Here is an 11975-nt window from a genome sequence, read left to right as displayed (position 1 = left end):
GCCTGTAAAACTCCCTTGCAGGCCACTTGGCCAAACCCACGCCACAGGAGTGTCAGATGATGCCAACCCGCAGTCCCTCCCCTACCTTGCGCCTGCTGTGCGCAGCCTTGCTCGGCGCGTATGGCCATGCGGCCATGGCGCAGGACACCGACACAGCCGGCACGCCCGCCATGCAGCGCGTCGAAGTCACCGGCTCCTCCATCAAGCGCCTCGTCGCGGAAACGGCGACGCCCTTGTCCATCTTCAAGGCCGAGGATTTCGCCAGACAGGGCTTGACGACAGCCCAGGAAGTGCTCAGTAAAATTCCCTCGAACGCGTCGAGCATGGGCAGCGGCAATGCCGTCGGCGGCAATACCAGCGGCTTGCCCACGGGCGGCCAGGCCAGCGCCGACCTGCGCGGTCTGGGCGGCGACAAGACATTGGTGCTGCTCAATGGCCGGCGCATCGCCAACCATCCGTATGACGGCGCCAGCGTCGACCTGAACATCATACCCATCGCCGCCCTGGAAAGAGTCGAAGTGCTGCGCGACGGCGCCTCGGCCATCTACGGCACGGACGCCATCGGCGGCGTCATCAACTTCATCACGAAGCGCTCCGTCAACGTCACGAACATCACCGCCGAAATCATCGCCCCACAGCACAAGGGCGGCGACGAGCGCCGCCTCAACCTGTCGACGGGCTTTGGCGAGCTCGACACGGATGGCTACAATATTTTTGGCGTGCTCGACTATCACAGGCAAAAAGTGCTGACCTCGCAAGACCGCGCCTTCTCGGCCACCGGCATCGTCCCCTCGCGCGGCCTGTCCATTACCAGCGGCACGACCTTTCCCGGCAATTACTTTGATGCGGCAGCCAATGGCGGCGACGGGCTGGCCGGCAATCCCTACGCGGCCAGCGGCTGCTTGCCGCCGCTGTCGGTGCCGGCCGTGCCGGCGAACGGCACTTGCCGCCAGGATTACACGCGCCAGATCGACGATCTGCCCGCGCAGGAGCAAGTGGCCTTCTTCGGCAAGGGCGCCTTCAAGCTCGGTGGCGGCCACCTGGCCACGGTGGAATACCTGCATTCGCAAAACAAGGTGAAGGCGCGCACGGCGCCGCCGCCGCAAATAGGCCTGATCTTGCCCATTAGCAGCAAATATTATCCGGGCAATGCGGGTGGCGTGCCGGCCCAGCCCGGCTTGTCGGGCCAGCCGCTGAGCGTCAACTGGCGGCCCGTCGAGGCAGGCCAGCGGCAGATCGATTCCACCGGCAAGGCCGACCGCCTGGTGCTGGCGCTGGAAGGGGAACTGGCGGGCTGGGATTACAAGACGGGGCTGAGCCATGCGATCAGCAAGTCGTCGGAGAAATTCACGAACGGCTATGTGCAGGACGCGAGCTTTGCTGCCGGCGTGCTGAATGGCATCCTGAACCCGTTTGGCGTGCAGGATGCGGCCGGCAAGGCTTACCTCGACAGCACGGCCCTGCGCGGCGAAGTGCAGAATGCCAGGGTCACCACCACGGGCTTCGACCTCAAGGGCAGCCGCGACCTGATGCAGCTGGCCGGCGGCCCATTGGCCATCGCTTTGGGCGGCGAAGTGCGGCGCGAAAAGGCCAACTTCAACGTCAACCGCGACATCGCCGGCCAGGCCGCCAGCTCCGGCTTGTCGGGCTCGCTGTCCAAACGGGGCGCGCGCACCATCCAGGCCGTCTTCGGCGAAATCAACTTGCCGCTGATCAAGGACCTGGAAGTGCAGCTGGCTGCCCGTTTCGACCATTACAGCGACGTGGGCAGCACCACCAATCCCAAGCTGGCCCTGCGCTACCAGGCCAGCAGCGCGCTGGTGCTGCGCGGCTCGGCCAGCACGGGTTTCCGCGCCCCCACCCTGTTTGAAAAGAATGCGCCGCCGTCGAAGAACGATACCAACGATAGCTATGACGACCCGATTCTGTGCCCCGGCGGCGTGCCGCAACCGGGCGCCAACCCCTTGCGCGATTGCGACTTGCAGCAGTTCAAGCTGCAAGGCGGCAATGCAAACCTGAAACCGGAAAAATCCACCACCTTCGCCTTCGGCCTGGTGCTCGAACCGGTGAAGGAAGTGACCGTCGCCATCGATTACTGGAACATCCATTTGAAAGACAAGATTGCCTCCTTGCCCGAGCAATCGATCTTCGGCAACTACGAGAAATACAAGGCCTTGTTCCTGCGCAATCCCGACGGTTCACCGTACGCCATCCTCGACCTGAACGACAACCTTGGTGAAGTGAAGACTGACGGCGTCGACGTCAGCCTGAATGCGCGCCTGGGACGCGGCGCGTATGGCGATGTCAGCGTCTCGGTCGATGGCACGTGGATCCGCAAGTACGACTACCAGAACGAACGCAACGGCGCCTTCATCGCCAACGTGGGCCGCTATGCGGACAACAATCCCGTATTTCGCTGGAAGCATACGGCCGCGCTGAACTGGCGCAAGGGCAACTGGGGCGCCACCCTGTCGCAATCGTTCAAGTCCCGCTACACGGACCAGAACAATGTTGCCGACCAATACAAACACGATGTGCCGTCGTACAGCCTGCTGGGACTGTCGGGCAGTTATGCGTGGAAGGGCTTGCTCCTGACGGCCGGCGTGAAGAACCTGCTGGACAGGGAGCCACCGTTCTCGAACCAGGGCACCCTGTTCCAGAAAGGCTATGACCCGCGCTACACGGATCCGATCGGGCGCGCGTATTACCTGCGCGGCAGCTATACGTTTTAAGGGGAAAAGTTCAGGTCGACAGATAAAACAGGCAGCGCTGGCAACAGCGTGCCAGCGACAGAAAAGCGGCGCCATCAGCGATGATGTGCGCCGTTTTATTTTACGCATCTGAGCAAGTCTGACAAGGGTTCACGATACTTTATTGCTGAAGGATTATAAAAAAAACAGGAAAATGTTGCATTTCATCCAAAAAGTCCGCGCGAAATTGACAATCTGAATGGTGAATGTTTTGATGAGGGCCTTGAAAATTTACAGAATTTTCATTGGTGGATTTGTAAAAAGGCAAATAAATTGTTGGTGAGCAACAAGTTATTTCAAAATAATTGCCGCCTTTATCACAATAACAAGGAATTTCAGATGATGATAGAAAATGTAATATCGCGGTCGCTGCGCCTGATGTTTGCAGGCGGCATGGCCCTGAGCATGCACACCGCGTATGCGCAAGAAACAACAGATGGCACCATGCAACGCGTGGAAGTCACGGGTTCGAGCATCAAGCGCATCGCTTCCGAAGCGTCGCTGCCGGTGCAGTCGTTCAACCAGAAAGACATCAAGAAAACCGGCGTCACCACGGTGACCGATTTCATTCAGCAAATTCCTGCGATGCAGGGCTTCTCCGTGGCCGCCGATTCGGTGGGCGGCGGCGGCGGCGGCGTCACCACGGCCTCGATCCACGATATCGGCGCAGCCTACACGCTGGTGCTGCTGAACGGCCGCCGCTTGGCGCCATCCAATTCCGGCACCACCATCGACCTGAACTCGATCCCCCTGTCGGCCATCGAGCGCGTGGAAGTGCTGACGGACGGCGCCTCGGCCCTGTATGGCGCCGACGCCATCGCCGGCGTGGTCAACTTCATCCTGAAAAAAGGCGCTTCGCCGCTGGAAATCAATGCCAAGTACTCGCGCCCTGAAGAAAAAGGCGGCGCCAGTAATTCGATTTCGATCAGCAAGGGCTTCGGCGATATCGACGACGACGGCTACAGCATCTTCGTGTCGGCCAGCCATGACGAACAAAAATCGCTGAAAGCATCGCAGCGCAGCTTCGCAAAAAGCGGCATCATCAATTTCAACGATCCGAAGACCGGCAAGGCGCTGCAATTCATCAACGGTTCCTCGCGTTCGGCCCCTGGCAACGCTACTGTCGATTACAACCGCACCGATCCGCTGACTGGCGCCGTGGTCATCAATCCGAAGACCGGCACGCCCTTCGTCGATAGCGTCAACCTGAACCCGTACGCATTGGCCCATGGCGGCAAATGCGCCGCCAGCAACATGGATTTCTATGGCGACGGCAACTGCTATTTCGATTCGCCATCGACCATCGAAATCAATCCTGAATCGAAGCGCGACGCCATCTTCAGCTCGGGTACCGTCAAACTGGGCAAAACCGGCTTCCAGGGTTTCTATGACCTCGCTTACACCGAAGCGCGCGTCATCGCCAGCATTGCGCCGTACCCGGCCGATTTCTCCGTCGACGTCGGCTCGCCGCTGTTCAACAAATACCTGGCACCAAACCTGACGCCAGCGCAATTGGCCAACGCCACGGGCGCCGTCGCCAAATATCGCCTGTCGGAAATGGGCAACCGCGTCTACAACTACGGCACCAAAGCCACCCATATCGTTGCCGGCGTCGATGGCAATGCATTCGGCTGGGACATCAATTCCGCCGTGACCTACTCGAAAAACAAGCAGACGCAACAATACGTCAGCGGTTTCCCCCTGTCGGACAAATTCGATGCGCAATTGGCTGATGGCAACATCGACCCGTTCGCCTATCCTGTAGGCTCCATGCCGGACGCCATGCGCCAGGCACTGATGGGCACGGGCTTCAGCGGTACCTACAACACGCAAACCGTGGAAATGAAGGGCATCGATGGCCGCGCTTCGCGTCCTGTGTTCTCACTGCCAGGCGGCACGGCCATGCTGGGCGTGGGCGCCGACTACCGCAACACCTCGTACAAGGTGCAACAGGCGGACGTGGCCAAGCAGGCGCAGATCCTGTTTGACAATGCGCAAGTCGACAGCGAATACGCTCGCGACAATGCGGGCGCCTATGCTGAACTGATGCTGCCGATTTCGAAGAAACTGGAAATGACCGGCTCGCTGCGTTATGACCAGATCGGCGCCATCGACAACAAACTGACGGGCAAGACGGTAGGCAAGAAGGAAAACGCCACCACCTGGAAAATCAGCGGCAAGTATTCCGCGACCAAGAGCCTGATGTTCCGCGCCGCTGCCGGTACCGGCTTCCGCGCCGCCAGCATGCAGGAAATCGCCGGTCCGCTGGAAGACTGGGGTGTAACCGGTGGTAACTATCAATGCCCGCTGACCGCAGCGAACGGCATGGGCGGTCACCCGCTGGCCAACTATTGCGAAGGCGTGGTACGCCAACAGTTCGAAGCCTTCCAGGGCGGCAATCCGGAATTGAAACCGGAAACGTCGAAGCAGTGGAGCATCGGTACCGTGTTCGAGCCGATCGACAGCCTGTCGATGTCGTTCGACCTGTGGAACGTGCAGATCAACGATCAGGTGACCTCGGTCTCCGAAGGCTTGATCTTCAACAATCCAGCCAAGTACGCCGACCTGTTCACCGTCAAGCACATCACCTCGACGGGCAAGGACGTGCTGGCCGTCAAGCTGCTGCCAATCAACATTGGTAAAGTAGAAAACCGCGGTATCGACTACGACTTCACCCACAAGATGAAGCTGCTGGACGGCCGCCTGACGAGCCGCCTGATGGGTACCTACCTGCTGCGCTCGCGCTACACGACGCCAGGCACGAATGATCAATGGGAAACCAGCCTGAATCGTTACGGTTCGAACGACAAGGTCAGCTTCCGCAACATCATCCGCGCCACCACCACGTTTGAGACGGCCAAGTTCACGCATACGCTGAGCGCCAGCTATCGCAATGGCTACACCGACAAGGAACAGACTGAAAAAGGCTGCGCCGTGATCGTCGCCGGCAGCCCAGGCGAATGCTATGGCATCCAGCTGGAAGTGCCGAGCTACACCACCTTCGACTTCCAGACGGCTTACCGTCCGCTGAAGAACGTGGAAGTCACGGCTGGCATCCTGAACCTGTTCGACCGCGATCCGCCGTTCACCCTGCGTAACACGGGTTCGCATCAAGTGGGCTACAACCCATCGTACTCGAGCGCCCTGGGCCGCCAGTTCTACCTGAGCGGTTCCTACAAGTTCTAAGCTCACCTTGAGCTGAAAACTGAAAAGCCCGGAAAGCTAAGCTTTCCGGGCTTTTTTTCATGCTGCGCGGCACTTTATTCCGCGTCGCCCTGCAAGCGGCGCTGCTTGACGGCCGCCGCCAGGTTTTCCAGCACGGCCACGCTGGCGCTCCAGTCGATGCAGCCGTCCGTGACGGACTGGCCATAGATCAATTCCTTGCCTGGAATTAAATCCTGGCGGCCTGCCACCAGGTGCGATTCCACCATCACGCCGACGATGCGGCCATCGCCGCCGGCCACCTGGCTGGCGATGTCGGCGCACACGGGAATCTGGTTTTCCGGTTTTTTCGAGCTGTTCGCATGCGAGGCGTCGATCATCAGGCGCGCCGCCAGGCCTTGCGCGGCGATAGCCTTGCACGCCTCGTCCACGCTGGCCGCGTCATAGTTCGGGGTTTTTCCGCCGCGCAAGATGATGTGGCAATCCTCGTTGCCATTGGTCGAGACGATGGCCGAGTGGCCGCCCTTCGTGACGGAGAGAAAATGGTGCGGCTGCGAGGCGGCCTTGATGGCTTCCACGGCGATTTTCACATTGCCGTCCGTGCCATTCTTGAAGCCGACGGGACAGGACAATCCCGACGCCAGCTCGCGGTGCACCTGCGACTCCGTCGTGCGCGCGCCGATGGCGCCCCAGCTGATCAGGTCGGCGATGTATTGCGGGCTGATGACGTCGAGGAACTCGGTGCCGGCCGGCAAGCCCAGCTCATTGATATCGCGCAATAGTTCGCGCGCCATGCGCAAGCCGTCGTTGATGCGGAAGCTGTTGTCCATGTACGGGTCGTTGATCAGGCCCTTCCAGCCCACCGTGGTGCGCGGCTTCTCGAAGTAGACGCGCATGACGATTTCCAGTTCACCCGCGAAACGCGCGCGCTCCTTGACCAGCAGGCGCGCATATTCCATCGCCGCCTTGGTGTCGTGGATGGAGCAAGGGCCGATCACCACCATCAGGCGGTCGTCCTGGCCATGCAGGATACGGTGCAGGGCAATGCGGGCGCTGGCGGCGGTCTGTTCGGCTTGCTCCGAGCAGGCGAATTCGCGGATCAGGTGGGACGGCGGGGTCAGTTCCTTCATTTCGCGAATACGCAAATCATCGGTGCGGGGCATCATTTTCTCCAAAATTTAAGGAAGGGTAAAACATCTGGGTAAAAAAAAACCGCCATCAGTGGCGGTTTTTTAGAATTTGCTGGGATCTCGTTTTGCTGCTACGTGAACCGACCGCTACTCCACCGCCTTTGGGTTGGAATTGCTAAAGTAAAAATAAGCGGTAAAAAAGTGGCGAGCGAACATGCGAGTCATCCGTAAGTGATGAACGACTATAAACCTAAATTGCAAGGGTTGGCAAGCATATTTGTCGGCAAAGCCGCATACCGCCGCCGTTTTACACTGCATAAGCCGCAAAAAAGCATAAAAAGTTGCGCGCCGTGAATCTCGCTGTGACGCTGTACCGGGCGCCACCGCAGTGCTCGTCGTGGCAACCACGCCACGCCAGCCATTCTATCGACGACAAGCAGGACACTCCTTGATCTAGATCTACTCCCGGCATCGCCGCACGGACAAAACTCAAGGACGTATCGACGACCTTTGACTGCCTGACCTTTCCGGAGAACCGCATGATCCCTACACCATCCTTGCAATCCGCCGCCTTTTCACCACCCGGACTGGGCCTGGCGCTGGCCAGTGCACTGCTGAGCTTACCCGTCCTGGCGCAGGATGCCGCGCCCATTGCCCGCGTGGAAATCACCGGCTCGAACATCCGCCGCGCTCAGGCGGAAACGGCGTCGGCCGTGCAAACCCTGAGCGCGGCCGACATTGAAAAATCGGGCAAGTCCAGCGTGGCCGAACTGCTGCAGACCCTGGCTGTCGACAACCAGGGCTCCGTGCCCACCACCTTCGGCAACGGCTTTGCCGCCGGCGCCTCCGGCGTGTCGCTGCGGGGCCTAGGCACGGCCTCGACCCTGGTGCTGCTGAATGGCCGCCGCGTCGCGCCGTATGGCCTGGCCGATGATGGCCAGAAAGTGTTTGCCGACCTGAACATCATTCCACTGGAAGCGGTGGAACGGGTGGAAATCCTCAAGGACGGCGCCTCGGCCATCTACGGTTCGGACGCCATCGCCGGCGTCGTCAACGTGATCCTGCGGCGCGACTACCAGGGCACGGCCATCAAGGGCAATTACGGCAAGACGAAGGAGTGGGACGGGCGCGATGCGCGCGCCGCCATCACGCACGGCTTCGGCGACATCGACAGCGACCGCTACAACGTGCTGCTGAACCTCGAATACAGCGAAAAGGCCGCCATCTGGAACCGCGACCGGGCCGGCCGGGGCGCCGTCGGCCGCAGCGACTTGCGCGACCTGGGCTTCAGCGCGCAGGAGTCGCTCAGCGGCGCGGGCGCCATCACCACCAACAATGCGGCCGGCAGCGCCGTCAACGGCAATGTGCGCAATCCCGACACGCTCGACTACTACAACCGCGGCAACCTCGCCGGCGCGGGCTTTACGCGCACCTTCCCCGGCGCCGCCTGCGGCAACTTCACCACGCATCCGCAGGGCGATCCGGGCGGCGGCTGCCTCACCGATGCTGCCCAGCAATACGGCCAGATCCAGCCAAAGCAGAAGAACATCAATTTCTTCGGCCGCGCCGCCTGGCAACTGACGCCGGCCCTGCAAACGTATGCCGAACTGAACGTGTATCACAGCGAGTCACACTCGGCCACCACGCCCTCGACGGTCAGCGGCTCGGTCGGCTACCCGGGCGGCCCCGTCAGCAATGCAGGCGTATCGCTGGGCGCCGCCCACCCCGACAATCCGTATTTCGGCACGGCGGCACGGCTGCGCTACCTGGCGGCCGATGTGGGGCCGCGCCTGTCGGAAGTGACCTCCACCTTCACGCGCTTTGTCGCCGGCATCAAGGGCACGCTGGCGGGCTGGGATATCGACAGCGCCTTGCTGTACTCGCAAAACAAGGTGTCGAACGACCTGGACGGCTACCTGCAGCGCGACGTCGCCTTCGCCTTGCTCAATCCCACTGCCGGCAATGTGGCGGCGGCCAGCCTGAACCCCGCGTATGCGGCCCTGCCGGCCGGCAGCCTGTGGCGCATCGCCGAAAACGCGGGTCTCAATTCCGCCGAACTGTACGCGGCCCTGTCGCCGCGCATCTCGAACGATGCCAAGACGCATATCGCGCAAATCGACTTCAAGGCCAGCCGCGAAGTGGCCAAGCTCGACGGCGGCGGCCTGGGCGTGGCCGTGGGCGCGGAATTCCGCCACGAATCGACGGAACTCAAGCCCACCACGGGCACGGAACGGGGCAATATCATTGGCCTCGGCTATTCCGCCTACAAGGGCAGCCGCAATGCCTCGGCCATCTATGCCGAGGTGCTGGCGCCCGTGCTGAAGACCGTGGAACTGTCGGGCGCCCTGCGCGCCGACCATTTCACCGACGTGGGCAATTCCTATACGCCGAAAGTGGGCGTGAAATGGACGCCCGTGCGCGAACTGGCCCTGCGCGGCACCTTCGCCAAGGGTTTCCGCGCACCCAGCGCGGCAGAAAACGGCGTCGGCGGCCTGGCCGCGTTCTCCACCGCCAGCGACCCGCTGCGCTGCGCGCTGGGCGTGGAAGCCGCTTGCGATCCGGCCTCCATCGCCGTCATCACCTCGCCCAATCCGAATCTGTCGCCCGAGCGTTCGCGCAGCTATTCCGTGGGCGCCGTGTGGGATCCACTACCGCGCACCAGCATCTCAGTCGACCTGTGGCAAATCCGCCGCAAGAATGAAATCAACCAGGAGCAAACGGACACGGCCATCGCCGAAGGCCATGTGGCGCGCGACCCGTCGACGGCTACCGGCATCGCCGGCGATCCGGGCGCCATCACGGCCGTGCTGGCCAATTATGTGAATTCGGCGCAAACAACGGTGCGCGGCATCGATATCGACGCGCGCCAGCGCTTCAGCCTGGGCAGCGACTATGGCAGCCTGGTGTTCGACCTGAAATGGACGCACTTGTACAAATGGCTGCGCACGGAACAGGATGGCACGCAGCGCGATTTTGCGGGCACGCACGGCAATTGCGACGTGTCCAACTGCATGGGCACGCCGGACGACCGCATCAACCTGGGCGCCACCTGGGAACGCCAGAACTGGCGCGTCACGGCCAACGTCAACTACCGCGCGCCGCTCGATAACGTGCTGTTCAAGAATGACCCGGACGGCTGCGCCACACATTTCGCCGATGGCACGGACGCGCCGCGCGGTTGCCGCATCGCCTCGTTCACCACGGTGGACCTGACGGCCCGCTGGCTGGCCACGCCCAAGCTGGAAGTGTTTGCGACGGTGCAAAACCTGTTCGACAAGATCGCCCCGCTCGACCCGCTGACCTATGGCGCCACGGGCTACAACCCGCTCGACTACGCGGGCGCGGCCGGACGGTATATCAGTGCGGGGGTGAAATACAAGTTCTGATATGCGTCAAACTACCGGACGTGCCGGGCATTTCAGGAACTGCAGGCTCCTGAAATGCCTGCTTCAGCACTTACGCCGTACCGCCGACGGTAATACCGTCCAGGCGCAGGGTCGGCTGCCCCACGCCCACGGGCACGCTTTGCCCTTCCTTGCCGCACACGCCGACGCCCGAGTCCAGGCGCATGTCGTTGCCGATCATGGAAACGCGGTTGAGCACGTCAGGGCCGTTGCCGATCAGGGTGGCGCCCTTCACAGGGTAGCTGAGCTTGCCGTTTTCAATCATGTACGCTTCGCTGGCCGAAAAGACGAACTTGCCATTCGTGATGTCGACCTGGCCGCCGCCGAAGTTGACGGCATACAAGCCGTTCTTGACGGATGCGAGGATCTCGCCCGGATCCTTGTCGCCGCCCAGCATGTACGTGTTCGTCATGCGCGGCATGGGCAGGTGGGCGAACGATTCGCGGCGCGCATTGCCCGTCACGGGCATCTTCATCAGGCGCGCATTCATGGTGTCCTGGATGTACCCCTTCAGGATGCCATCCTCGATCAGGGTCGTGCACTGCGTGGGGTTGCCCTCATCATCGATATTCAGGGAACCGCGCCGGCCAGCCAGCGTGCCGTCGTCGACCACGGTGACGCCCTTGGCGGCCACGCGCTCGCCGATGCACCCGGAAAATGCGGACGAACCCTTGCGATTGAAATCGCCTTCCAGGCCATGGCCGATCGCTTCGTGCAGCAGGATGCCGGGCCAGCCTGGGCCCAGCACGATTGTCATGGGGCCGGCGGGCGCCGGGCGCGCTTCCAGGTTCACCAGCGCCGAATTGACGGCGTCCGTCGCGTATTGTTCCAGCACGGCATCGCTGAAATAGTCATAGCTGAAACGCCCGCCGCCACCGGCCGAGCCCGTTTCGCGGCGGCCATTCTGTTCCGCGATCACGGTCAGCGAGACGCGCACCAGCGGACGGATGTCGGCCGCCAGCACGCCGTCGCTGCGCAGCACCAGCACTACATCATATTCACCGGCCAGGCCCGCCATCACTTGCACCACCCGGGGATCTTTCGCCCGCGCCATCTTTTCCACGCGTTCAAGCAATTGCACCTTGGCCGTGGCGTCCAGCGAGGCGAGCGGATCGTTGGGCAGGTACAAGGAACGTCCACCCTGCGGCTGCATCTGGCCCGCAATCTTGATTTTGCCGGCGCCGGCGCGCGCAATCGTGCGCGTGGCCGCCGCCGCTTCCAGCAGGGCCCGCTCGGAAATGTCGTCGGAGTACGCAAACGCCGTCTTGTCGCCAGACACGGCGCGCACGCCCACGCCCTGGTCGATGGAAAAACTGCCCGTCTTGACGATGCCCTCTTCCAGGCTCCAGCCTTCGCTCCTGGTCGACTGGAAGTACAGGTCGGCATAGTCGACCTTGTGCGTAAACATCGTACCCAGGGCTTTCAACAGCTTGTCTTCGTCCAGGCCAAAAGGCGTGAGCAGGATATCGCGCGCCACGGCCAGGCTCGACAGATTGGGTTCAAATGGGATCATGGCTCTTTCTCACAAT

General features: G+C 61.8%; 5 protein-coding genes. 3 read left to right on the top strand and 2 right to left on the bottom strand.

Annotated elements, in window-relative coordinates; all coding sequences use genetic code 11:
• Window positions 1-56: 56 nt before the first annotated feature.
• Window positions 57-2732 (top strand): TonB-dependent receptor, encoded by a 2676-nt coding sequence (locus tag CSQ93_RS19165; RefSeq protein ID WP_233516257.1) that lies wholly within the window; start codon window positions 57-59, stop codon window positions 2730-2732.
• Between the two features lie 357 nt (window positions 2733-3089).
• Window positions 3090-5936 carry a TonB-dependent receptor gene (locus CSQ93_RS19160; protein ID WP_099379397.1) on the top strand — a complete coding sequence of 949 codons (2847 nt, stop codon included), beginning with the start codon at window positions 3090-3092 and terminating at the stop codon, window positions 5934-5936.
• A 74-nt stretch (window positions 5937-6010) separates the two neighbouring features.
• Here the strand turns inward: CSQ93_RS19160 and aroG are convergent, their stop codons facing one another.
• Window positions 6011-7075, bottom strand: a complete 1065-nt coding sequence (gene aroG, locus CSQ93_RS19155; protein WP_086146852.1) for a 3-deoxy-7-phosphoheptulonate synthase AroG — start codon at window positions 7073-7075, stop codon at window positions 6011-6013.
• 506 nt (window positions 7076-7581) lie between these two features.
• Between aroG and CSQ93_RS19150 the strand changes: the two genes are divergently transcribed.
• Window positions 7582-10428 carry a TonB-dependent receptor gene (locus CSQ93_RS19150; RefSeq protein WP_099379396.1) on the top strand — a complete coding sequence of 949 codons (2847 nt, stop codon included), beginning with the start codon at window positions 7582-7584 and terminating at the stop codon, window positions 10426-10428.
• Window positions 10429-10498: 70 nt separating this feature from the next.
• Here the strand turns inward: CSQ93_RS19150 and tldD are convergent, their stop codons facing one another.
• Entirely contained in the window at window positions 10499-11959 is a 1461-nt protein-coding gene (tldD, locus tag CSQ93_RS19145) for a metalloprotease TldD (RefSeq protein WP_099379395.1), read from the bottom strand.
• Window positions 11960-11975 lie beyond the last annotated feature (16 nt).

The sequence above is a fragment of the Janthinobacterium sp. BJB426 genome, assembly GCF_002735705.1.
Lineage (GTDB): Bacteria > Pseudomonadota > Gammaproteobacteria > Burkholderiales > Burkholderiaceae_D > Janthinobacterium.
Note: the sequence above shows the minus strand (reverse complement) of the source record. Positions and strands in the feature narration are given on the sequence as shown.

Bases quoted from the DNA above. Each gene is read 5' to 3' on its own strand.
- CSQ93_RS19165 (WP_233516257.1), top strand. From the start codon at position 57: ATGATGCCAACCCGCAGTCCCTCCCCTACCTTGCGCCTGCTGTGCGCA.
- aroG (WP_086146852.1), bottom strand. From the start codon at position 7,075: ATGCCCCGCACCGATGATTTGCGTATTCGCGAAATGAAGGAACTGACC.
- CSQ93_RS19150 (WP_099379396.1), top strand. From the start codon at position 7,582: ATGATCCCTACACCATCCTTGCAATCCGCCGCCTTTTCACCACCCGGA.
- tldD (WP_099379395.1), bottom strand. From the start codon at position 11,959: ATGATCCCATTTGAACCCAATCTGTCGAGCCTGGCCGTGGCGCGCGAT.
- CSQ93_RS19160 (WP_099379397.1), top strand. From the start codon at position 3,090: ATGATGATAGAAAATGTAATATCGCGGTCGCTGCGCCTGATGTTTGCA.